The organism is Simiaoa sp. (assembly GCF_051972595.1).
GTDB lineage: Bacteria > Bacillota > Clostridia > Lachnospirales > Lachnospiraceae > Acetatifactor > Acetatifactor hominis.
On sequence record NZ_JBOKRY010000004.1, the window covers coordinates 1 to 23,721 of the forward strand.

The following is a 23,721-nucleotide window of genomic DNA, read 5'->3' on the forward strand; positions in this document are numbered from 1 at the left end:
AGAGGCTTATAGCCTCAGAGCAAACCACCCGTTAGACGGGTGGTGGTGATTTTTTTCCCATCGTAAGCAGAATATGTTAGTGGATTCTTCCGATATATTGCTGGTGATATTCCCAGTTTGGCTGTAAATTGCTTGATAAAGTAGCTGTCATATTTGAAACCACAGCATTCTGCTATTTCATGTATTTTCATATTGCTGTTGGACAGCAACTCCTGGGATATTTTTAGGCGGTAGTTTAACAAGTATTCCATGCAAGTACAGGAAAACTGTGCTTTGAATTTCTGATTTAAGGAGGTGCGGTTGAGATTTACCAATTCGCACAAAGCACTGAGGGTAATGTTTTCAGCATAATGACTGTGGATATATTCTGCACAGATAGTAGCCGAATTGTAGCTTTCAAGGGGCTCAAATAATTTGAGTTTTTGTTGATCAATAAAAATATCATATAAACTATTCAAAAGTTGCAGGAGCATTCTACGAATTCTACAAGTCCAGAATCCATCACTCTGGGAAAAGGTTTCTGCACCAATCATCAGCATAAGTTCATTAATGTGAATATAGCTTTGAGGGGTGAGAGAGAGGATTCCTTGAAAATGCTCTGTGTGCTTGGTAAACATGTAAAGCTTTGTGCGATCATATGTGTATTGAGGATCGATAGGGATGGAGTCCTCCAGATTGTCAAAACAAAGACATGCTTTAATATACCACGGGTCAAAATGAAAGGATTTAGCACTAAGATTTTCACAGTGAATAAGTTCCACAGCATCGTATTGGGACAGGCATATTACGCAAGGAGAATTTAGCCTGCGAATATGGCTGTTTATTTTGATTGTAGCAGAGCCGCAAGTAATTAAAACAATGGAACAGCGTTTTTTTGCAGGAAGATGGTCTAATATGTCGTAAAAATTAAATTCAATAGGAATAACTCGTTCTTTATGGCGATCCTGTTGTGGCATAAAAAGCTCCTTTAAAATTATATAGTAAAAATGAAGAGTTCTGCAATTTATTGCAAGACTGTTGCAAAAAGTATATAAAAAACATGTATATTTGCAATTGCTGTGGAGGCTAATAGTTGATAAGCTGTAAAAAAGTATAACAAATAAAAGAGGGGATGTAAAGGATGAGACGTATTCTAGGCTACGCAAAGCATTATTGGACATGGATTATGGTGATTATATTGTCCGATCTGGGTTGTTCCATAGCAAATGTATACATAATCGATTTGTTAAAGAGAGTAATTGATTTTTCGATTGCAAAAGAAAGTGATTTACCCTTATGGATATTGATTGTCCAAGCACTTATGGCGGTTTTGGTTGGAATGTTGTCCAATTATCTCGTAGTTCGGATGACAGGAGCCTTTGGAGCTGCCATTTTAAGAGATTTACGTCGTGATATGGTAAATCATATTATGAAGGTTGCACCAAATGATATGGAAAAACAGAATTTCGGAGAAATCATGGAACGATTGTCTTCGGATATCTCGGTCGTAGCCGGATATATGGAGACTTATTTCAAGGATTGCTTGTATGTACCTATTGTAGTAACTGTATTTACAATATACTTGATTGTTATGAATCCCATGCTTGCTGTGTTATGTCTTAGTCCGTTATTTATTATGGTACCTGTTAGTATCAAACTCTTAAAACCGGTAAAAATGGCACAAACCGAGTACGTTAAAAAACTGGGTCTTACAAATAATCAAATACAAGAGGCTTTTGATGGTGTAGATGTAATTAAGTCCTATAATTTGCAGGAGAAAATGCAGAAAAAGTATTATGATGCATTGAAAGAAACATTAGATATTTCGAATAAAAATGATTTATGGCAATACAATATTGAACCGTTGTCGGCTTTGATTAGGGAAGCCCCTACAGCTATTGCATTATGTGCAGGAGGTTATTTGGCACTGAAAGGAGAGTTAACAATTGGTATCCTTGTAGCTTTCATCAGTGGTATCAACAAGATAAACGAGCCTCTGGTGTACGCATATCAATTGGTTGTCAGGACACAGATGGCAATGATATCTGCAAATCGTGTCTTAGAAATTCTGGATATTCCTGTAGAATGTAACAAGGAGAGTGTGCAAGCTTTTAACAAGTCTTCCGGAAAAGTATTTGAATTTAAAAATGTATCCTTTTCCTATATAAATTCAGAAAACGCCAAGCCTGTTCTGGAGCAATTTAATTTATCTGTTCACGAAGGTCAGAAAATTGCGTTAGTTGGAAAAAGTGGTTGCGGTAAAAGTACCATCATGAAGTTGCTATGCAGGCAAAATGAAGTGGATTCAGGGGAAATTTATTTCTTTGGAAACCGTTTTTCGGACATAGCTCCTAATAATGTGAGAGAACAGTTGTCGATAATTGCCCAGGAATCTGTGATATTTCCTATGAGCGTGTCAGATAATATTCGTATTGGCAGACTGGAGGCTGAAAGAGAAGAAATTATAGATGCAGCACAGAAAGCTGGCTGTCATGATTTTATTATGAAATTGCCAGAAGGATATGATACTTTATTAGATGAGCGGGGAAACAATCTTTCCGGTGGACAGAGGCAGAGAATCGCTATCGCCAGAGCTATTTTAAAGGATGCACCGATTATTTTGCTGGACGAGCCTACATCTGCATTGGATGAGGAAACCGAAGAATATGTAAATCAGACACTTTTGTCAATTTCCGAAAGTAAGACATTGATTACTGTTGCACATCGTTTGAATACTATTGTAGATTATGATGAAATTATTGTGTTAGAGGAAGGAAAAATCGTGGAATCTGGAACCCACGAAACACTTATGGAGAAAAAAGGCGTTTATTGGAGAATGTATAATGAATACATTCTGTCAGGAGGTGTTAGCAGATGAAAGAATTAAAGAGATATTTTTCTTATATAGGAAAGTATAAGGTTGCCTATTGGACAGTATTTGTATTTACTTTGGTCAGTTCTGCTGTATTAACCTTTGCCTATCCCTATATGAATAAATTAATTTTCAATGCTTTGGAATATAGAGATATAAAGATTTTTTGGCGTGCATTAGCTCTATGCATTGTGCTTGTGATTTTGAATTGTTTGGCTCCGTACAGAAGATATTTTCAGATAAAAATTGTGCGAAAAATAGTTTTTGACATCAAAATCCGACTTTTTGAGAAGCTTCTAAAATTGGATATGGAATATTATGAAAAAAATCATAGTGGCGATGCTCTCAAGACACTGAATTGGGATGCCAATTCTCTTAAGGATAGCTATTTTTCCCATGTATTCTGGGTGTTTGGAAGATTGGTCAATGGTATAACCTCTATTATGGCAATGTTTATTTATAGTCCTTTACTTATGTTGGTTTCGGTAGGCTTTTGTTTCATAACGGTATTTTCTTCTGTTCGGATTAATAAGCAGATAAAAGAAATGGACAAGGGGATTCAGAAAAAGATTTCTCACCTTACAACACGTTTGAGTGATATTTTATTTGGCTTTACGGAACTTAAAATGTATAAAGGAGCAACTATTGTCTGTGACTATTTTTATGAGGAAAATGGAAATCTTTTGAAGGATGAGCGAATAAGGGCAAGTCGAGCCGGAAGACTTGAGATGATAACTTTTTTCTTGGGAATTCTTGCAAGCTTTGGAACTATTGGTGTAGGTGCGTATCTGGTTTCTTGCGGAAGAATGGATTATGGAACGGTTATGGCAATTGTATCGCTTCAAATGGGTGTCTGTACGATGATTCAAGGTTTTGGTTCTGCACTTACTACGCTTTCTGCATCTTTGGTAAAAGCTGGAAGGGTATTCGATTTTCTTGAGATGGATTGTGAGGAGGGGCGGACAGAAGGAACTTTGTCACTGTTGAAGGACACAACTCCTATAGAGATAGATCGTCTTACTTTTTCTTATGATGGGGAGAAAAGGATATTGAATGATTTTTCTCTATGCATTAAAAAGGGAGAAAAAGTCATACTTATGGGAGAGTCAGGATGTGGCAAAAGTACTTTAATTAAGCTGCTGCTGGGTTTTTATCAAAAGATAAATGGTTCCGTAAAGCTGTATGGACGAGAGCTTAAGGAGTATTCACTTATTCAATTAAGGCAAATCATTACCTATGTCCCACAAAGAAATTATCTTTTTGAAGGAACGATACGAGAAAACATTATGATTGGCGGGATTGGCAGGGAACCTATTACGGAGGATGAAATAGTACATGCTGCCAAAATGGCTTATGCAGATGAATTTATTCGGACACTTCCGCAGGGATACGATACGCCATTAGTTGCAGGTGGAAATAACCTTTCAGTCGGACAGAAACAGCGAATCGCTATAGCGAGAGCATTTTTGAAAGATTCGCCAATTCTTTTATTGGATGAACCATCATCCGCGTTAGATGTTCATAGTGGAAAAATGATAAGTCAGGCATTGAGAGAATTAATGAAAGACAAGGTGGTGATTATGGTTAGTCATAAGAGGGATGGTTTTGACACATTTGACAGAGTGATAAATATGTAAATGATAGTTTCAAAAGTTAATTTCTGATAGGGGTTCATTTCTTAGAAAATAACTATCGTACTAGTTGATATTTAACTAGTATGATAGTTATTTTTTGCAATTGCACTACAATGGGATAGTCTCATATAGGTGCAAAATAGGAATATATGTTGACTTAAAATAGGTATAAATAGAATTATAGTTCAAAGGAAGATTACCTATGAGTGCAACGTATAATGAAATGTTAAAAAGGCTGATAGAAGAGCGAAAACGCTTGGGGTTATCTCAGCAACAAATGGCCCGTTTGGTTCATATTACGCAAAGTAACTACAGTAAAGTGGAAAAGGGGCTACACCGTCTGAGTTATGAAGAGTTAAAATATCTTTCCAAAGCAAACATAGATATTTTTTATATATTTACAGGATATAGATGTGCTGGAAAGTATGTTGCGTATTTCCAACAATGTGCATATGTTGAATTGTGCTGTTATTTAGGCATTATTTATCTACTGATAGTTTTGAATGATTGCAGATCCAATACAGAGCAATGGAAGGATATCGTGAAGAGGGTAAAATATGTGCCATTAGTACTGGATTGTAAAAAGTCTTCCAATATATTTCTTGTTATTAGACACACGACTTGTAGTCGGCAAGAGCCAATGGCTGAAAAATTAGGAGTTGATATCAAAAAATTTCGCGAATTAGAGAAGGACAGATGTTTGCCAGATAGCGAAATTATTTGGAAATTATACAATTTGTTTCATATATCTCCGGCAGTAGTACTGAAGGATAAAAATAGCATGATTAATGAAATATCTTCTCTTCTGGAAGCTGCTGAAGAAAACGGGGCAGAAATAATGGATATTATCAAACAGATATGATAAGGACACAATATGAAAAAGATATTGATACTGGAAGACAACCTTACCACATTAAAAAATCTTACGAAGATTGTTCGGGATCTTGATGAACGGAATGCAGTATTTTCATTTTGCGAGTTGAAAGATGCATATCAGTGTGCTATGGATAGGGTAATTGACTTGTTTATTGTGGATATTATTCTAGATAGAAACAGGCCAGGAGATTCATCTGGACTAAAGTTTGTGGAAAATATCAGAAAAATAAATCACTATGAGTTTGTGCCGATCATATTTGTTACATCTTTAGAAGACGCAAAATTATACACTTACGAGAATCTGCATTGCTATAGTTTTATTGAAAAGCCATTTGATGTAGAAAGACTTAAGCAGTTGGTGGAACAATGCCTACGTTTTGAAGAATCCCGGAATATATCCAAAACGCTATATTTTAGAAAAGACGGAATTATTTTGGCTGTTGAGCGTGAAGACATTGTTTACGCAGAAAGTATTAATCATATAATGCATATTCACACTAAGCAGAGTGACCCTCTTGAGATTCCATATATAACTTTAAAGAAATTTTTGGACGATTTGGATTGCTCGGATTTTATTCAATGCAGTCGAAACACCATAATTAATCAAAAATATATTGATAATTTAGATATTCCTAATCAAGTGATTAAATTGAAAAATGGCTATGGTCGAGTTGGAATAGGTATTAGATTTAAGAAAAATCTAAAAGGTATAGATGTATAGATCGTGCATATCCACAAAAAAGGAGGAAGAGAAGGAGCTTTGTAATAAATGTTATATCATGCGGGACTGATGCTCGAATATATTGCAATAATTGTTACACTTCAAAGAATATACAATAGAAAAGTATGCTTGAATATTGACTCAGTCGGGCTGTGTTTGATGTCTTTAACTATTGTAGAACTTGTGAGATATTACGGACTTAGTAATTTGTTCACAATAATAATATACATACTCATAGGGATATATTGTGTTCGTAAATATAATGACTCAGTCATTGGATCAATAGTAAGCGTTTTACTGTTACTAATAGTTATAGTAGTTTTGCAATATATAGCGATATTTCCTTGTTCATATTTCTTTTCAAATAATTTGGAATTGCAAATGTTAAGTACAAATGGGTTGGTTTTAGCTGCTGCAATATGGATTCTACCATTAGTTAGGATACATAAACTGCATGAGATTTTTATGAAGAGAGATACTTATATTGCTATAATATTGGGAACAGTTATGGCTGTTATTCTGATGATCATGTTAGAAGATAAAATTGGTAAACAAATACATTTAGCATTCTTCACTATTTCGGTACCTATGTTGATTGTTCTTCTCTGGGGGCTAAGTAAATGGCATATTGCTAATGAAGAAGCTAAGAATTCTAAAAATGAATTATCGCTAAATCGGACGATGCAGGGAAAATATGAAGATTTATTGACTTCTGTAAGATTACGGGAACACGGATTTAAGAATCATTTAGCAGCTTTACTGTCTATAAAATATACAAGCCGTTCATATGAGGAGCTAGTTGCAGAACAAGAGCGGTATTATTCTAAGATTTGTGACGAAAATAAATACAATAAGTTGCTATACTTGAAAGACAGTGTTGTTATTGGATTTCTATATGAAAAATTTCGCGTGGCGGAAACAATGGGAGTGAAAATACGCTGTGATATAAAAGGTACTTTTTCTCAATGCGTAATGCCAACCTATCATTTGATTGATATATTGGGAATATTAATTGATAATGCGGTAGAGGCACAAGAGAGTTCAAAAGAAATAAAACAACTAAAATTTCAATTTATGGAAAAAGAGGTAACATATATATTTACTGTTTCCAATCCTTATTTGTATGTGAGTTATGCCGAAATCCAATCTTGGTTCCAAATAGATAAAAGCAGTAAGGGAAAGCATCGTGGACTTGGACTATATAATGTTAAAGAGTTATGTGAGAAATATGACGCCAATATTGTATGCAGAAATAAATTAGATGACAGCGAAAACTGGGTAGAATTCACTCTGGAAATAGCGAAGGCGGATAAGTAATAAAAAACTTATCCGTCTTCCTGCTAATTATTCATTTTCTTCAGAGGGGTAGGGATATTCTCCAAATAAAACAATACTGGGTAGTGAAGTATCCACGATCCATGAAAAAGCAGCAACAGTTACTAAGATATGCGCTATCATTGTGTTGTCTCTCCTTTCTTTTGTATTTTCGCAACAAACAATTGGAGCGAATGCAATATAATCATCCAAACCCCTGCTGTAAGATAGGGATTTTCAGGGATTATATATAGGATTAATGCATACATAAAAATGTTAAGGCAGGTGATATTACGACAAAAATATAATTGCTTTCTAGGAAAATGAGTTCGGTATTTAGAGAGAACCGGACCTATTGAATAGCAGGACATAATACACACAGTTAATAAAAGCAATTGTACATATAAAGGAAGCAATATTTTTGAAAAAAAGAAGATGATAATTCCCATATATGTGGTGGATGCCAGTAGGCACTTTTTGTATGTGTAAAAATGAAGACCACCGGAAAATGTTCTTAAAAAACACATTATTATTAATAAGAAGATATATAGTTTTAGATGGTATTGAAACGCAATACCCATCAGTAGTATTTTGCTTAATTCTGATGAAGTACTTTTGATTACAAAGGTAAGTTGAGCCATTTGATAATTACTTAATCCATATTTGTCTTTAATATATATTTTTATCTTGTCCATACGAAGATCTCCCTTCATCTATTCCAAGAATATCCCATAAAACTGAAAAAACCTCATTTTGAACTGAATATATTGTTTTTTTTACTGACATACAAAAATGGGTAAATAAGCATATGATAAAGCTTTCAGAGAGGAATTCCTTGGATTTTCGGACAATTTTTTTATTAATTAAGTAAATAAGTTATGGCTTATTTGTTTATGATGTAAACTTAGAACTGGAGGTATAGAGCGTATGAACAACGGACAGTTTAACACTACTGGTAATAAGATGTAGAATTATAGCATCTGGAGGTAGATTATGTCGAATATAGAAGTTGGGGCAAGGATAAGAGAACTCCGGGAAATACAAAATTATACAAGAGAAGGTTTGGCTGAAAAAGTGGATATTTCTGCTAAATTTCTTTATGAGATAGAAATGGGCAAGAAGGGATTTTCTGCTGATACATTATGTAGAATATCGAAAGCTTTATCTGTAAGCTGTGATTATATTATGCTTGGTGAGGATGCGGGAAGTGGCGGCAAAGAAAAGATTATTTGTGTATTAGAAAAGCTGGAACCAAAACAAACGAGTAAGATTCAGGATATACTTAAAATTTTATCCGAATTGTGTGAAGTAATATAAATTCAGTTAATAAATAGCATTGTTTAGTAAAAAAGGAAATATTGTCCTCCGCTTTGCAGGATAATGTGAAAAACATTAGTGAGGTGGAGGGTTTTATGAAATTTTGTAGAAGAAAGTCTTTTTGGTGGACAAATAGTATTTTTTGCTCACGATATATAGGATTGAATAGTTTAAAAAAAACAGAAAAGTATACCCTTCCGAAAGTAATTTTGGAAGGGTTTTTGATATTTATCCAAAGTAAGACACCATATATACAATCATTACGTTTTTAGTATACATCCGGAGTAATGGATTGTGTTTTTAGTCGGAGTCTTCTGGGGTATACATAGAGGCAGAGGTCCGCCATGTGTTCTTCACTTCAAGAATTTTAGGAATGGAGAATACAAAATGTCAAAGTGTATAAAGATTAGAATAAAGGATTTCTACAAAGATGCAGTCGGCGAAACTGAATATACATATGTCACCGAGGAGGTCTATGAAGCTTTGGTTAATACTTTCCGAAAAGAAACTCATGCAGAAGAAATGAGAGATTTACGGCACATAACAGTAAACGGTTATGTGGAGGGAATGACAGAAGATTTAATCAAGGAAACGGGAATCTCTCTGGAGGATATGGTAATCAGGCAGATTGAAATAGAGATTTTACAAAAAGCGATGCAGTCACTCACGGAAGTACAAAAAGAGCGACTGCATCTTTATTTTTTTAAGGGAATGACAACTAGAGAAATTGCTGATAAACTGGGTGTTTCTCAAAATGTTGTTTGGAAGTCTATCCGGGGATCTATAAATACTTTAAAAAAATTTTTTGAGTAGAGGGGTGTCAAACGCCGATTTTGTGTGAGTACCTTATGAGAGGTGCTTTATCGGACGGATGGTCTCTTCCGAAAATCTTCTCATGATACGCACATTGACAAATGCCGGAGAAGAGTTTTTACACTTACTTCGAGAGCAACACAGAATTACACCGTGCTTTGCCAGCCATACCCAGCAATCCAGATACATTAGCCATTTCTTGAGCCGTAAACGGGGCGCGAAGATACTCCTGCATTTGTATGTCAAATGTAAAAAAAGATTGCATCTAAGGAGTTGAGCGAGACAACCGAGGATACAGCCGGTCTGTGGTAGACAGGTGCGAAGAAAGAAATGGTCTATAATGATACTCCTTGAGATTAGCCAGCACGCAGTGGTGGAGGTGAGATTCCTGTGATGTCTGTCTGCCTTTTACGGTAGGAACCGCAGACAGTCTGGATTGACTGCCCAGCAAATGCCTTGATGTTTATTCTTTCTGTCTTTGCGGCATTTCGGTTCCGGGGAGTAGTGTCGAATAGGAACCAAAGTATTAAAAGTGAAGGATTATGGCAGTAAGACTTAATAACAGAATTCATGCGGCGGAGGGAGACTTCCGCCGTATTCTTGTGGTATTAAGGTTACCCAAAGGACAAAACGGAGGAAAGCAGAAAATGAAAAAAGAAGATCGGGAAATGATTGAGAAAATCATGGCAACAGAGAAAGTGGGGTATGCGTATGTGTACCCGATGGATGGTGGGGCAAGGAAGGAGCATTACATTTCCATGACTCCAGAGAATATTGCAAATTACATCGGAACGTATATGGTAGAAGCGGAAAGCATGGTGTTCACAGATATCGCAGATAATCTGGAACTGAATACCTTTGGCTGCTTCATTAATACCTGTCCGAGCCGGAAATTATGTATGGAATTACAGGAACTTCTGTTTCCAATCCAGTGTGGAGACGAAGAACCGGGAAAAGTACTGGCAGTAGACAGAAGCGTGGCGGATAAGTATTTTCAGCAAGAGGACGAAGCGGTGACAATGGCAGAAATGAGTATGCCGTAGGAACGCGGGAGGTATTACAAATAATGAGGTTATTCCTTAAAAACAGGGGAAGGAGAAAAGAAAAATGGATTTGAAAAAAACAGAAGAACTTACTGTGAGTAAGATGAAAAGAACATTATCTGTGATTTTAGAGTATGCAAATTCCCTTGCATTAACCGATTTAGAAGAAAATCGGGACAAACTGAAGAGGTGGAAGCGGTTCTCAACTGGAATGGCACAATACTATTGTGTCGAAGGACATGAAGCAAACTGTGATGACATTATCGCAGAAAAGTATACAAATCCTTTTGAGAGAATGCTGGAAGGGAGCAGGGAGGCATTACAGGGTGTTGAGTGTGAGAAAGTTTCCGACGAAATCAAAGAGGAAGCAATTAACGGAATTAACAGATATCGGGAAGATATGCTTATGGAGAATGTTCCGGGATACGAGACTGATATTGAAACGTGTAGCAGTCTCATTGAGGAATTATCGGAGTGGAGTAGACATGTAGAAGAGCAGCAGATGATGGGAATGTAAAAGGAATGATAGGAGAATAATTAGCTGGATATAATTACCGGTATGTGGTAGTGTATGGAGTAGAAAAGCCCGAAATACAAGGAGAACGGATCGTGAAACAATATGCGGTAAAGACGCTGACGGAAGGTAGACATAAGCTGTTCTACATACAGGATAACGAAAGCTATGAAATAGTTTTACATCCCAGTAAGTATCTGAAATACAAAATAGATACGAACTGTTCTCCCAATACGGTGAGAAGAATTGCCTTTGCATTGAGCTATTATATGGAATATCTCAGTCAGCAGGAACTGGAACTGATTGAGGTAGGAGAACTGGGGTATGAGGAGCAAAATAGACACTTTGTACAATTTTTGTATTGGCTGTTAGAAGGCAGACATTTAGAAAAACATAGGAAACAAAGCACTGGAAAAGGAACCTGCAACGCATATTTAAAAAGTGTGTTCGGGTTCTTTTTATATATGGCGGAGTGTGGGCAGATCAAGTATTTAAAGGTTTTAAGCTACAATCAAGTGACGGTGGCAACAAGTGTTGGAATTAAAAGGACGATCCGATCACAGACTTTTAGGGGGTATTTCAAACCAAAAGAGAGAAATGTCCGGGCGGCCGAGGAAGTAGAGATTATAGAGATCCTACAAGCGTGTACAAATACAAGAGATCAGTTGCTTTTACTGATGATTGCAGAAACGGGTTTTCGTATTGGAGAAATCCTGGGTGTAGATTATACAAGGGATATTGATTATCAACGCAAGACTGTTAGAGTATATTTTCGTGATGACAATGAAAATGAAGCCAGAGCGAAAAACGCAGAGCATCGGAGAGCGAGAATCAGTGATGAAACATTTGAGTTTTTGCTGAGTTATCTGAACGAGTACCGGAAGCTGCTACAACGTGGGACATTTTTATTTATCAATATTGAAGGGGATAGGGCTGGCAAGCCCATGATGGTAGGGAGCGTATATGATATGCTCAAACGAATGGAGAAAAAGACAGGACATAAGATTACTCCACATATGCTCAGACGATATTTTGCACGATCCAGAAGACAGGAGAATTGGAATCTGGAAATGATCAGCATGGCATTAGGTCACAAGCACCTGGATACTACTATAAAATATCTCGGGAATCTGGATGACAAATTACTGGAAGCGAGTAAAGAGTTTTATGAAAAACATTCGGAACTGTATGGGATTGACAGATTACTGTAAAGGAGAAAATCTATGCTTGCGGAAGCACTGCGGCTGACAACATCACAGGAAGACATAGACGAATTAACAGCGCAGTTGGAGACAGAGCTTAAGGAATGCGAAGCAACTACAGTTTCCTATAAGAATAAGCTAAAACAGTTCATGATGGAAAATGAGATTTGGCAGATCAGTGAACTGAATTACTATTGGAGAGAGAAGTACTGTGAATATTTAAAGCACAGGATGAGCAAAACTTCCTGTGAATTATACATAAAGACATTTGACCGGGTAAAATTACATTCTCTTAGAAAGCAACCGCAGATAATTCTTGCAGGGAAGAGACAGAGACCAGAGTATGCGGATGAAATACTCTATCTTCCATATCACCCCAATATAGAAATAGCAGAAAGATTTTGCAAGGAAAACAATAAAAACCTGCTAGCATGGGATTTTACCTTAAAAACGGCTGAAAAACTAAAAAGGCAGATATTTCAGGTATTGCATTATTTTATAGAAAATGCCGCTAACAGTGAGAGGATGCATGCACAGCTTGGTGGACTGGCAAGATTATACGATTTCTGTGTGTTGGAACAGATCGAAGATCTGGAGAAATTGGAAATAGATCAAATCGAAAGATTCCAGAAAACATTTACAACAGAATATCAGCGTCACTATTATGCAGGGGTCACATACTGGTGTGGCAGAGCGCTTTTTATGGAAGCAGAAGAAATTCACTGGGATGCGAATGTATGGTATATGGATCGGATGCATCTGCAGCCGGAGAGAATAGATCCAGCGGCCCCCGTAATGTCGCTGTCCTTTGCAGAGGTTACGAATAAAGAGAATCGAAAACTACTACAAAAGTATTTAAGATATGGCATCGGAATTACAAACATCTCTATCAGCAGTTTAAGAACAGAGTTTCTTGTGGTAAGAAAATTTCTGGGAGATATGAATCAGCCGGAGAAGGAAAATATCTGTATGGTGACAGAACAGCAGATGGATGCATGGCTCAGAAGTGAACAACAGCGGGAAGTGCAGGCGGATACATTTAATAAGAAGGTTATGTGTATTCTGCACTTTTTCCAATATTTACAAATTAAAGACTATATCACAGCCATACCGTTTGACCCGAATTATTACCTCAAGAAAACCTTTATGCAACATCATGACCGAAGTGTTGCGCAGGAAACCATGGATCAGATTCGACGGAATCTATATCGATTTCCAGAGGAAGTGAGGTTGATGTATCTGCATCTGTGGGGAGTAGGGCTTCGGATCAGTGAAGTATGTACATTGAAGGGAAACGCCTATTATCTTCAGGGGAAGGATGCCTGGATACAGGTATATCAGATCAAAATGCGAACCTATAAACGCATACCGATACCGATGACTTTGTATCGACTGATGCAGGTTTATATTACAAAATACAAACGTAAGGCTGAGGAATATATATTTCAGAATCGAAATGGTGGGGCGTACAGAAAAACAACTTTTCAACAAACAATGAAACGACTCTGTGAAGAATGCAATATTCAGAATGGCGAATATCTTTTCAAAAGTCATGACTATCGTCATACGCTGGCAACAACATTTTATGATGCCGGTGTTCCTATACAGAGTATTCGGGATTATCTGGGGCATGAGTATGAAGAAATGACACTTCAATATTTGGATTATATGCCAAAGAGAATAGAAAACGCTAATGAAGAGTATTTCAAGAGAAAAAGTCTGGCAAGTTGTCTGAGAAAGGGGGTGGAAAATGGAGAACAGAATCTATATCAGGGAAATGACACAGTACAGAGCGATTGCGTTGACGAAACAGCAGGAGAAGTATATAACTGGGGACCCGTTCTATGATCTGAATGAATTGACAGCAGCGAGTATACGGACAGAAGTGAGAGATTTTCTTGTGGACAGAAGTCAAAAGGTGAATATAGTGACTTTTTGTGCAGAGAGAGTCCGATACAGAAAAATATGCTGTTTTTTAAACAGGTATGCTCAAAATGTGGAAAGTCTGGCTGATATAGAAAAAGAAGTGTGGATGAAAAAGCTGAAGGCATGGATGCTTCAGGAAGGAATAGAAATTACCAAAAAGCGGGAAGGCGTATATGGAACCGCCACTTTTCCAAAGACGAGAGAGTTTGGATATCTGGATGCAATACTGGATTTTGTCAATGAACGAAGGATGATGCAGAGTGGGGTGGCGGAAAAAGAGAAGGATATTTGGCATCTGGAGAAATTGGACATACCGTATAAGGACAATCCTGTTAAAAATGTAAAATCAATCGATTTCACTGCAATATCACAGAAATGTATACGGGAGGAACTAAAAAAAGGAATTTATCTAAATCTTCAAAGTGAGGCGATTGCCTGCGTAAAAAAGGAAATGACAGCCATAAGGCGGCTGTCGAGATATTTAAAAGAAAAACAACCACAAATACAATCTTGCGGGGAACTGAATCGCAATATTATAGAAGAATATCTGACTTACTTGAAAACGGAAGATGTTGGAATGAAATATTTTCATGCAGAGTTGAACCGACTCCGGTCTATATTGGAAAGTATAGGTCACGCCTGTGAATATGGAAATCTGAGTATGCTGTTTCTGAACAGAGATATTCCGCCTGCACGCAGAGGAGAGTTTAGGACATATTCCGATGAAGAACTGAAGAGATTGAACGCAGCGATTGTGGAGATGGATGAGCAGACGGCCAGAATTATGATCATCCACCAGATGTTGGGAACCAGAATATCAGATACACTTACGCTGGAAACGGACTGCCTGTATGAAAAAGAAGAGAATATTATCATACGGATACGGCAAATGAAAAGTAGTACTTATGAGAAACCAATCAGCGCAGAACTGGCGCAGTTAATCAGAATGGCCATTACTTATGCCAGAGAGAAGTACGGAGAAACAAAGTACATTTTTGTTAATGATAAGGATCCTGCAAAACCATTGCAATATGGTACGATACAAAGTCGGATTGTGAAAATGATCCATGAGAAGGATATCCGGGATGATAACGGTAATTTATTTGGATTCGGATCTCATTTGTATAGACATTATTACAGCGTGAAATTGTCAGAGATGCATCTGGACGATTGGACAATAGCACAACTATTGGGGCATAGATCTGTCAGAAACGTAAAGTATTATCGAAAGATGAGTAACCAAGCTCTGGCAGATGATACGAGAGAAGTGCTGAAGATGTTATCAGATCAGATGAAAGAAAGCTTGGATGGTTGGGAGGAAGAATATGAGCAAATACGACAAAATGGTGGAATGTAACCAAAAGGTCAGCAGGGAGAAAATCGACCTCGCCAGAAAAACGATATTGGATATGATGGAAGAAGGGGAAAAGGTGACAATTCCAAAGCTGATGGCACAGACAGGACTGTCGAGAGGTTTTTTCTACAAAAATCCTACCGTGCGAAATCTGCTGGATGAAGCGATGCAGAAACAGGTTGGCATGGTTGATCCTCGGAGAGAGATACTGGATATGGCTATGGACAATGAAATTGTGAAGCTGCATGAACAGATGAAAATACTGCGGGGAGAAAATGAGGAACTTAAGATGGAAAACCAAAGAATGCAAAAAGCGTTGGAAAAGAAAAATGCAAATATTTTAAGAATGCTGTAGGTAGAACAACATAACTGAAATCGAATATTATGGCTTCGCAAGAAGCCATTTACAAACGCATGGTTGGATTGACTATGCGTTTTCTATTATATAAAATGAAAAGAAGAACATGAAACACAGTTGTACATTCTGTTAAGTCCAGTAAAATAGAGAGGTATAGGGAAGGAGCTGCATTTTCTGGATGAGCCGACTAACGATCTGGATATTGCCACCCTGCAGGTACTGGAGGATTATCTGGACACGTTCCCGGGCATCGTCATCGTCGTGTCCCATGACCGGTATTTTCTCGACCGCGTGGTCCGCAGGATCTTCGCCCTGGAGGATACCCGCATGGTGCAGTACGAGGGCGGCTACACGGATTATGCCAATAGAAAAGCCGCAGAAGGAACTACGGAGAGCACGGGAGCGGCGGCAACATCCCAGCCGAAGAACGCCGATGAGGAAAATACTTCTAAGAACTGGAAAAGCGGACAGAAACGCAAATTAAAATTCACCTACCAGGAACAGAAGGATTATGAATCCATCGAAGGGGAAATGGCGGCGTTAGAAGAAAAAATCGCGGCACTGGAAGCGGATTTCTCAAAATACGCCAGTGATTTTGTAAAGCTGAATGAATTAACACAGGAAAAAGAGGCTGCGGAACAGCAGCTGGAAGAAAAAATGGAACGCTGGATGTACTTAGAAGACCTGGCAGCGAGAATTGAACGGGGAGAAGAAAACTGACAGTCAGAAAAATCAGACTGTCAGTCTTCTGCATCGTCGGTAGCTGCTGCCACTGCGGATACCACGGAGGATACCACTGCGATCACTACCGCTAAAAGGATGATTAAAAGCCCACCGGCTAAAAGCATAAACATAAGGCATACTCCCTTTCTTATTAGATTCGTTCTTATCACATAATAACACAATTAGAGAGTGCGAAGCACGGAAAAATTGTTACATCTATGTTTCATTATACCATTTCCGGAATAAAAAACAAGAAAAGTAGTGAAAAGTTAAAAAATTTAGGGTTTGTAAGAAACTGCCCGTAGGGTAAAGTTTTTGTAGGAAAAGTTAATAGAAAAAAGAAATAAAAAGAGTTATAATAAACAAATAGAGAAGGTACTGATAACATGGATTCTTGTGAGGGATGCTTATGGCATATCAGAGAGCAAAAGAAGAAATAGTGGAGGCGTCTCCGCAGACTACGGATGCCGGGAAAGAAGAACTGTATCTGTATTCTCTCCGGAAAATGGCAGAGGATAATGTGGAAAATAATCGTACGGAGCTGACACATCTGCATAACATAAAATCCTTTTTTTATTTGTGCGGAGAAATGATCAAGGAAGAACCGGATCAAAAATATAGTGTCGTGATCCTGGACATTGTTCAGTTTAAAGCGGTGAATGAGTTCTGCGGCAGGAAGGAAGGGGACAGACTGCTAAAATTTATAGCAGAATGTTTTCAGTGGTACGAAGACCATCGGCCGGACACCTATTGCTGTCATATCCGGGCGGATATTTTCTGCCTGTGTACACGGTATGAGGATGTGGGAGAACTGGAGAACATCGTCAGTGAGATCAAGAAAAAGATCGACGAATTCCCCTTCACTTATAAAGTACAGCCTTCCTTCGGCATCGGTATCTCTCCGGAGAGAGAACCGGCAGTCAGTTACCTGAAGGACTGTGCCACCATGGCAATGAACAGTGTCAAGGGAAAGGTATACAAGACCTACGCTGTTTTTGATGACAAAATGCGCAGACAGCTGATGCGGGAACGACAGGTGGAAAATGATATTGTAGGAGCTCTGGAGAATGGAGAACTTCTGCTGTATATACAGCCTAAGGTGAATATGAATACCGGAGAGATCATTGGCGGGGAAGCACTGGTACGCTGGCAACATCCGGAGAAGGGGATGATATCTCCCGGAGAATTTATTCCGGTATTGGAGAAGAACGGTTTTATTATCAATGTGGATGATTATATCTGGGAGAAAGTGTTTGCCTATCTCAGTAAACTCCGAAAGGCGGGGCGAACGCTTGTCCCGATTTCCATCAATGTGTCCAGATTACATGCTTATGACGACAAGCTGACGGATACATTGCTCCGGCTTACGAAAGAATATGAGGTTCCGGCTGGATATGTTCCGTTAGAATTGACAGAAAGCGCGTTCCTCGAGGACGAAGAGGGAATGTATCAGCGGATGGAAAATCTGCGGGCACATGGTTTTTTGGTGTCCATGGACGATTTCGGAACAGGTTATTCCACTATGAATATGTTGAAGAACCAGACACTGGATGAGATCAAGATTGACAGAGAGTTTATCCGGGATCTGGAGAAGGACAAGAGCCGGATCATTATCCGTAATACCATTGCCATGCTGCAGCAGCTTGGGGTACATATTGTCATCGAAGGGGTGGAAACACAGGAACAGAAGAAATTCCTTTTGGGCTGCGGTTGTGCAGATGTACAAGGCTTTCTTTTCTACCGCCCGATGCCGGTGGAGGAATTCGACCGCCTGTTACTCGCCCAGGAACAGGGCTCTCATAGTGCAAAATAGACAAAGACAAAATACACAAAGCAAAAGACCGCATTCTGACTGGATTTTTGAAGAACATCCGTCAGAATACGGTCTTTTTTTGAGCATTATCATGAAAATAGGGAAATAGTTTTAGAGGCATTGACATATCTTTGCAGAGGGAGTAATCTGCATATTACCGACAGGTTCTATCAGAGTCGGTGTCTTATGATCGGGTCATATTCGACCAGGGTTCACATTACAGAAGAAGTGATTTGGAAGCGTTCAAGGGTAGGTTTTTAAAGCCTGAATAGAACGATATTAAGAATTATATACAACGTAATAAAATTTATAATGAAAAGAGGGAGAAAATGGAAGAGGAATTACAGAGACTGATAGAAGATTTCCTGACACAGAAACAGACGCTGTTATTACAGGTGAAGAAGGGGATCCTGGGAAAAGAAGATTTCCTTGCGGAAGCGGAGAAGCACCTGGACAGAAGCTACTCCTTCCCAAAGGATAAAAAAGAAGCGCTGTTAAAGGAATTTGAGCAATATGTGTTTGGATATTCCAGACTGTCACCACTCATGGATGATAAGGAAATCTCAGACATCCGTGTGGTGAGCCATGACTGTATCCGGATCAAGAGGCAGGGAAAACGTATGGACGCCGGGATCGCTTTTACCTCGGAGAGAGAATACCGCCAGTTTATCGACTATATTGCTGCCAGGAATCAGGTGAATATCTCGAATCTGAATGCAATTCAGAGATTTACGGATACGGAGAGCCATCCGGATTTTATTTTCCGATTTACTCTGTCCATGCCGATTGTGAATACGTACAGTGAACCATATCTTTGTATCCGTAAGGTCCCGAAGGCTTTTCCCATGATGTCGGAGCTGGTGGAGAGAGAAATGCTGGACCGGAACACGGCAGAGCTTCTGGTACAGAGATTCCGGCAGGGATCAACGCTGATCTGCGGAGGTAATTCTTCCGGTAAGACCACACTACTGAATGCACTGAAGGAGACACTTCCCGATGATATGGCGATTCTGGTGGCACAGCAGGCGGATGAACTGACGACGATCTACCATCCGGATATGATGTTTCTGCATTCTCTCCCCGGTACTTCGGAGAGTAGTGTGAACTATGACCTGAAGCATATCAGCATCGCGGGACTTACGATGGATGTGGACTTTTTTATTATCGGTGAAGTGAAAGGAGGAGAGGCATTGTATCTGTTAAATGCTGCCTATACGGGACAGATCTGTGCTGCTACGGTTCACGCCCCGTCGGCGGACAGGGCACCGGAGAAGATTGTGGATTATGCCATGTATGACAGCAGGTATTCCCGCAATGAGTTAATGAAAATGATGGACTGCTTTCAGACCCTGGTGTTCATGGAACATTATAAAGTAAAAGAAATTTTTGCCTGCCTTGGCTGGAATGCGGAGAAAGAGAATCTGGAATATGAGAGATTGTTTTGAACAATACCTGAGAGGAGAAACGTATGATCATATACGCATGGATCTTTTGTTTAATATTTATGGGATTTTTGCTCCTTTTCGGTCAGATGACATGGCTGAAAAAGGTGCAGGAACTATTGCGGCGGACAGAGGAAGGGATGGATCAGGCTTCCCATCTGCGGGCACTGGACAACAGACACCGGCTGATGGAACTTAGGCAGAGAAACAGTATCTGGCGCTGCATGGAAGATACTCTGCGATACAGCGGACTGTCGAGAAGATTTCCGGGGTGCACCGCGGAGAAGTGGATCGCAGGGAATCTCCTTATGTATGCCGGCGTGTTCTGTATAGCGCAGGTGGCCGGCGGAAAGGTGACAGTTTCAGTAGCTGTAACGGTGAGCGTAGCGGTTATGGAATGGATGGTCATGAATACCTTACGTTTTTTGGAATTTCGCTCGGTGAACGAGGATTTGTTAAAGTGTCTGAATTTTTTGGGAAATTACAGCCTCACCGCAGGGGAGATCACCTCCGTATTGGGACAGGTCAGCAAATACATGGAGGAACCGCTGCGAAGCGCAATGGAGGAATGTGCTTATGAAGCCCAGATTACCGGAGACCACTCTACAGCACTGCTAACGATGGCGGAAAAGGTAGAGCATCCCAAATTCAAAGAACTGGCAAGAAATCTGGAGATCAGCATACGGTACATGGCTGATCTGACCACACTGGTGGACAGTAGCAGACGCTCCGTGCGGGAATATCTGAGGACAGAGGAAGAACGGAAAGGAATGCTACGGGAGGCAGCAATCAATATGGGGCTTCTGGCAGCCATGTCAATATTTGCACTTCTGACGGTGGATCGTCTGATCGACGAATCCGTTTGGAAGATATTGCTTCAAACGCTTCCGGGACATCTGGCGGCAGGCAGCTATGTGGGGATCTTTTTCCTGTTCCTGCGCAAGGTGTACGGATTCCGGAGATAAGAACATGCCTGCACGGAATTGCAAAAGAGGAAAAGGAGGAAACAAGATTGAGCTTTCGTACATTATGGATACCGCAGCTATTGGAGGCGGTGCTTAGCGGAATATTTGTATTTCGGCTGGGAACGGGCACAACACCGCAGACGATCGTGCACACATGGGAGGAACTGACCGGGCTCGTTCGTCAGAATCAAAAGCTTGGCAGTTGGAGGGAGAAAACAGAAAAAAAGTTGAGGCGCAATGGCGCAAAGTACCATTACGGCAAAAATATTACCGCCATGAAATATTTTTTGGGAAGAATTCTGCTGGCATGTGCAGGGGCAGTGGGAATGTCGGTGATCGGCATCGGATATGCACTGCTTGCAGCGGTACTTTTGTATTATCTGCCGGAGGTGCTTATGATATACATAAACGAGTGCGACAACCGGAGCATGCTGCCGGAGATCAAACTGATCTATCAGGCGTTGGAGGTGCAGATCCATGCAGGAATCTATGCAACAGATGCCCTGACAGAGTGCTGCCAGAGTGTGAGACAGCGGAGACTGCAGCAGGCGCTGATGGAACTGGCAGGGGACCTGGTCATGCAGTCGGATACGTTGACGGCATTATCTGATTTCCAGGAGAAATTCGATAATCGCCAGATAGATGCTTTGTGTATTACTCTGATCCAGGCGGGAGAATCCGGACAGGCTGTGGAACTGTTTCAGGATATGGGAGAACAGCTGAAGGATCTGGAGCTGACGGCATTAAGACACCAGAAGAGCGCGCTCGACCGCAGTATTACGTTCTATCAGCTGGGAATGCTCGGCGCAACCCTGGGGGTGATTCTATATGCCTGTGTGGGATACATGTTCCGGGCGGCAGTGAAATTTTAAATAGGTCCAAAACAAAAGAAAGTAAAAAGAAGCAGAAAAAAGAGGGAGAAACGACAAATGAAAAATCAGTGGATGAGAAAGTGGGAACAGATCAGAAAAACAGTAACGGAATATGCCCTGCGCAAAGAGCCGGGAATCGACGGAATCCTGGTAACAGTGGGATTGTGCATTATTGCACTGCTGCTATGTGTTGTAATGAAAGACAGTCTGACAGCATTCATACAGACCATTGTGACGGCTATGCAGACGAAAGCGGCGGATATTCTCACGGGTGTATAAGATGGGAGCAGATATGGCAGGACGAAAAAGGGAACCCGGAAATGTGGGGGAGATACTGGCGATGGGGTTGTGTGTACTGGCGCTTACAGCGGTGATGTTAAGCTATATGGAGAATGTACAACTGATCGCGAAAAAGGCAGAAGTGGGACAGCTGGCAAGGTGCTATCTGTTGAAAATGGAGACGGTCGGCTATCTGACGGCGCCGGATCAGGCGGAACTAAAAGACCGGTTAGAGGTTCTTGGACTTACGCAGATCGATTATGACGGCAGTTCCCTGGAACCGGTGGGGTATGGCAACGACGTAGTGCTGCAGATCCGGGCACAGCTGGGAGAAGACTATGAAATATACGAGAAGAGAGTATCTACGGCAAAAAATTAAGACAAAGATGTGGGATATAGAACGTGGACAGGTATCCTGGGTGCTCGGACTGTTTCTTCTGCTGTTTTTATCGATTTTATTATGCATGCAGCTGCAGATCGCTCTTTACAGGGAATCCGCTATGTATATGGAAGATGCGCTGGCGTTGTCGGGGCTGGCATCCGCAGTAATCGATGTGGAAGAATACGGCATTACGCAGAAAGTGCGGATCACGGATCCGGAAGAAGCCTATGAACGGTACTGCCATGCCCTGAAGGAGAATCTGGGACTGGATGACGCGTTCTATGCCGGGAACCGGAAGCTGATCTCGGGACAGGTCACGGTACAGCAATATATCCTGTACAATGTCGCGGGGGAGCAGGTGGAAGTATGGCAGAAGGGTGCAGACGGACAGATACAGGAATGGGAAGGAACACTGGGGGAGGTAAAATCCCCCGACGGGCAGTACATAGAACACACCGGTGTATACAGTGAGATCACTTATTTTGTAGAAGGATTTATGGGAACTGACATGGAGGCACATAAGGGAAAACTTGTGGATGTGGTAAGAGAAAATAACAAGGAGAGGGAAGATGAAATTACAGAAGCCGAATAAATGGAATAAAACCATAAAAAACAGAATATGGAACGGCAGCATTTTGGCGGCATTTATTGCTGCCGCTGCGGTATTTGCCGTAATGCTTCAGACTGAGAAGAGGACGCTTGCGGAATACGAGAAAAAGGAGGTATATGTGGCAGCAACGGATATTCCCCGGGGAGAGGAACTGACGCAGGAGAATATCGAAGATTATGTAATGCCTCTGGAGATTGACCAGAGAATCGTGCCGGGGACGGCAGTGATGGACAGGGACAGTCTGTATGGCAGAATAACGGTATGTGATATCGGGCAGGGCAGCGTTATCACCGGGGAAATGACAGAGGGTAAGGAGCAGATTCTGGGAGAAATGACGGAACCGGTGATCGCCGGTTTCCGGGCGGAAGATCTGTACCAGGCTGTGGGAGGTGTCCTGCGCGCCGGGGACAGAATACATATCTATTGCATCGATAAGGATAAAGACGATTTTTCCGGTGAAAATCCGGGCTGGCAGAATCTGTTCGTACAGCAGGTGTTTGATCAGAGCGGCAACATCATTCCCTGTGAGGATACCACTACACCGGCACAGAGAGTGAATATTTATCTGGACAATAAAAATGTGGAGGAGTTTTACAGAAATCTGGCAAAAGGGTCACTGCGGGTCGTTAAGATCTGCAACTGATCCGTCATAGGAAAGACACTGTAAAAAGACCCTGTAAGAAGATGCTGTAAGAAGATACTGCAAGAAGGA

The 23,721-nt window shown here is 40.3% G+C and carries 23 protein-coding genes and 1 pseudogene; 22 read left to right on the top strand and 2 right to left on the bottom strand.

All coding sequences use genetic code 11. The features are described 5' to 3' along the window. Positions 1 to 14 precede the first annotated feature (14 nt). Complete coding sequence (locus tag ACTRDR_RS02130; protein WP_440525994.1) at positions 15 to 956, bottom strand: helix-turn-helix domain-containing protein; 942 nt, start codon at positions 954 to 956, stop codon at positions 15 to 17. Between the two features lie 164 nt (positions 957 to 1,120). On the opposite strand from ACTRDR_RS02130, the gene ACTRDR_RS02135 reads away from it, so the two are divergent. The 5 genes from ACTRDR_RS02135 (at position 1,121) to ACTRDR_RS02155 (ending at position 7,399) form a co-directional block, all read left to right on the top strand. Then, on the top strand, positions 1,121 to 2,857 hold the full coding sequence (locus ACTRDR_RS02135) for an ABC transporter ATP-binding protein (RefSeq protein ID WP_440525995.1): 1,737 nt from the start codon (positions 1,121 to 1,123) through the stop codon (positions 2,855 to 2,857). Beyond that, positions 2,854 to 4,488 carry an ABC transporter ATP-binding protein gene (locus tag ACTRDR_RS02140; protein ID WP_440525996.1) on the top strand — a complete coding sequence of 545 codons (1,635 nt, stop codon included), beginning with the start codon at positions 2,854 to 2,856 and terminating at the stop codon, positions 4,486 to 4,488. The genes ACTRDR_RS02135 and ACTRDR_RS02140 overlap by 4 nt, the downstream gene beginning before the upstream one ends. 199 nt (positions 4,489 to 4,687) lie before the next feature. Continuing rightward, positions 4,688 to 5,347, top strand: coding sequence for a helix-turn-helix domain-containing protein (locus ACTRDR_RS02145; protein WP_440525997.1), 660 nt, complete (start codon positions 4,688 to 4,690; stop codon positions 5,345 to 5,347). 12 nt (positions 5,348 to 5,359) lie between these two features. After that, entirely contained in the window at positions 5,360 to 6,082 is a 723-nt protein-coding gene (locus tag ACTRDR_RS02150; RefSeq protein ID WP_412194902.1) for a LytR/AlgR family response regulator transcription factor, read from the top strand. 465 nt (positions 6,083 to 6,547) lie between these two features. Next, on the top strand, positions 6,548 to 7,399 hold the full coding sequence (locus ACTRDR_RS02155) for a sensor histidine kinase (RefSeq protein WP_440525998.1): 852 nt from the start codon (positions 6,548 to 6,550) through the stop codon (positions 7,397 to 7,399). 137 nt (positions 7,400 to 7,536) lie between these two features. Here ACTRDR_RS02155 and ACTRDR_RS02160 read toward each other — a convergent pair whose 3' ends face one another. Further along, a complete protein-coding gene (locus tag ACTRDR_RS02160) occupies positions 7,537 to 8,109 on the bottom strand; it encodes an accessory gene regulator B family protein (RefSeq protein WP_440525999.1) in 573 nt (190 codons plus the stop codon). Between the two features lie 280 nt (positions 8,110 to 8,389). Between ACTRDR_RS02160 and ACTRDR_RS02165 the strand changes: the two genes are divergently transcribed. The 17 genes and pseudogenes from ACTRDR_RS02165 to ACTRDR_RS02245 all read left to right on the top strand — a co-directional run bounded on the left by ACTRDR_RS02165 (position 8,390) and on the right by ACTRDR_RS02245 (position 23,652). After that, positions 8,390 to 8,713, top strand: a complete 324-nt coding sequence (locus ACTRDR_RS02165; protein WP_412194897.1) for a helix-turn-helix domain-containing protein — start codon at positions 8,390 to 8,392, stop codon at positions 8,711 to 8,713. A 387-nt stretch (positions 8,714 to 9,100) separates the two neighbouring features. After that, positions 9,101 to 9,526 carry an RNA polymerase sigma factor gene (locus tag ACTRDR_RS02170; protein ID WP_412194895.1) on the top strand — a complete coding sequence of 142 codons (426 nt, stop codon included), beginning with the start codon at positions 9,101 to 9,103 and terminating at the stop codon, positions 9,524 to 9,526. A gap of 647 nt (positions 9,527 to 10,173) precedes the next feature. Continuing rightward, positions 10,174 to 10,569, top strand: a complete 396-nt coding sequence (locus tag ACTRDR_RS02175; RefSeq protein WP_440526000.1) for a hypothetical protein — start codon at positions 10,174 to 10,176, stop codon at positions 10,567 to 10,569. Between the two features lie 64 nt (positions 10,570 to 10,633). Then, the gene (locus tag ACTRDR_RS02180; protein ID WP_440526001.1) at positions 10,634 to 11,086 is read left to right on the top strand and encodes a hypothetical protein; all 453 of its coding nucleotides are present in this window, start codon (positions 10,634 to 10,636) and stop codon (positions 11,084 to 11,086) included. A 92-nt stretch (positions 11,087 to 11,178) separates the two neighbouring features. Further along, positions 11,179 to 12,294 (top strand): tyrosine-type recombinase/integrase, encoded by a 1,116-nt coding sequence (locus ACTRDR_RS02185; protein ID WP_440526002.1) that lies wholly within the window; start codon positions 11,179 to 11,181, stop codon positions 12,292 to 12,294. Positions 12,295 to 12,306: 12 nt separating this feature from the next. Then, on the top strand, positions 12,307 to 14,133 hold the full coding sequence (locus ACTRDR_RS02190) for a tyrosine-type recombinase/integrase (protein ID WP_440526003.1): 1,827 nt from the start codon (positions 12,307 to 12,309) through the stop codon (positions 14,131 to 14,133). Continuing rightward, entirely contained in the window at positions 14,036 to 15,568 is a 1,533-nt protein-coding gene (locus ACTRDR_RS02195; protein WP_440526004.1) for a tyrosine-type recombinase/integrase, read from the top strand. Before ACTRDR_RS02190 ends, ACTRDR_RS02195 begins: the two co-directional genes overlap by 98 nt. Then, positions 15,537 to 15,920, top strand: a complete 384-nt coding sequence (locus ACTRDR_RS02200) for a DUF6262 family protein (RefSeq protein WP_440526005.1) — start codon at positions 15,537 to 15,539, stop codon at positions 15,918 to 15,920. The genes ACTRDR_RS02195 and ACTRDR_RS02200 overlap by 32 nt, the downstream gene beginning before the upstream one ends. Positions 15,921 to 16,097: 177 nt before the next feature. Then, a pseudogene (locus ACTRDR_RS02205) lies at positions 16,098 to 16,643 on the top strand (ABC-F family ATP-binding cassette domain-containing protein); the annotation flags it as partial. 412 nt (positions 16,644 to 17,055) lie between these two features. Next, positions 17,056 to 18,459: a putative bifunctional diguanylate cyclase/phosphodiesterase gene (locus ACTRDR_RS02210; protein ID WP_440526006.1), complete on the top strand. Its 1,404-nt coding sequence runs from the start codon at positions 17,056 to 17,058 to the stop codon at positions 18,457 to 18,459. Between the two features lie 329 nt (positions 18,460 to 18,788). Further along, complete coding sequence (locus ACTRDR_RS02215) at positions 18,789 to 19,904, top strand: ATPase, T2SS/T4P/T4SS family (protein WP_440526007.1); 1,116 nt, start codon at positions 18,789 to 18,791, stop codon at positions 19,902 to 19,904. A 23-nt stretch (positions 19,905 to 19,927) separates the two neighbouring features. Further along, positions 19,928 to 20,866: a type II secretion system F family protein gene (locus ACTRDR_RS02220; protein WP_440526008.1), complete on the top strand. Its 939-nt coding sequence runs from the start codon at positions 19,928 to 19,930 to the stop codon at positions 20,864 to 20,866. 47 nt (positions 20,867 to 20,913) lie between these two features. Next, positions 20,914 to 21,738 carry a hypothetical protein gene (locus ACTRDR_RS02225; RefSeq protein ID WP_440526009.1) on the top strand — a complete coding sequence of 275 codons (825 nt, stop codon included), beginning with the start codon at positions 20,914 to 20,916 and terminating at the stop codon, positions 21,736 to 21,738. Between the two features lie 57 nt (positions 21,739 to 21,795). After that, positions 21,796 to 22,017 carry a hypothetical protein gene (locus tag ACTRDR_RS02230; protein ID WP_176862468.1) on the top strand — a complete coding sequence of 74 codons (222 nt, stop codon included), beginning with the start codon at positions 21,796 to 21,798 and terminating at the stop codon, positions 22,015 to 22,017. A gap of 13 nt (positions 22,018 to 22,030) precedes the next feature. Next, complete coding sequence (locus tag ACTRDR_RS02235) at positions 22,031 to 22,396, top strand: hypothetical protein (RefSeq protein WP_440526010.1); 366 nt, start codon at positions 22,031 to 22,033, stop codon at positions 22,394 to 22,396. Next, on the top strand, positions 22,356 to 22,991 hold the full coding sequence (locus tag ACTRDR_RS02240) for a hypothetical protein (protein WP_440526011.1): 636 nt from the start codon (positions 22,356 to 22,358) through the stop codon (positions 22,989 to 22,991). The genes ACTRDR_RS02235 and ACTRDR_RS02240 overlap by 41 nt, the downstream gene beginning before the upstream one ends. Next, positions 22,969 to 23,652, top strand: coding sequence for an SAF domain-containing protein (locus tag ACTRDR_RS02245; protein WP_440526012.1), 684 nt, complete (start codon positions 22,969 to 22,971; stop codon positions 23,650 to 23,652). The genes ACTRDR_RS02240 and ACTRDR_RS02245 overlap by 23 nt, the downstream gene beginning before the upstream one ends. The last annotated feature ends 69 nt before the right edge of the window (positions 23,653 to 23,721 follow it).